A 430-nucleotide genomic window follows, 5' to 3' on the forward strand; every position below is an offset into this window, starting at 1 on the left:
GAGGCGAAGGTGGCTTGCGGCCAGTTTTGCAGGGCGGCGAGCATCTGGCCGGTCTGGTTGGCGTCGTCGTCGATGGCTTGTTTGCCGCAGATGACGAGTTGCGGTTGTTCCTTGTCGCACAGGGCCTTCAACAGCTTGGCAACGGCCAGCGGTTGCAGTTCGACGTCGGTCTCGACCAGGATGCCGCGGTCGGCGCCGATCGCCATCGCCGTGCGCAGGGTTTCCTGGCAGGCGGCGACGCCGCAGGAGACGGCGATGACTTCCGTGGCGATGCCGGCTTCTTTCAGACGCACGGCTTCTTCGACGGCGATTTCGTCGAACGGGTTCATGCTCATCTTGACGTTGGCCAGGTCAACACCCGAACCGTCCGCCTTGACGCGAACCTTGACGTTGTAATCAACTACCCGTTTTACGGGGACGAGAATTTTCA

At 61.6% G+C, this 430-nt stretch carries 1 protein-coding gene; it reads right to left on the reverse strand.

All coding sequences use genetic code 11. The features are described from left to right. Positions 1-430, reverse strand: a 430-nt coding sequence (locus tag AT959_RS14795) for an electron transfer flavoprotein subunit beta/FixA family protein (protein ID WP_169795479.1), incomplete at both ends; no start/stop codon positions are given.

This window comes from Dechloromonas denitrificans (assembly GCF_001551835.1).
Classification (GTDB): Bacteria; Pseudomonadota; Gammaproteobacteria; order Burkholderiales; family Rhodocyclaceae; genus Azonexus; species Azonexus denitrificans.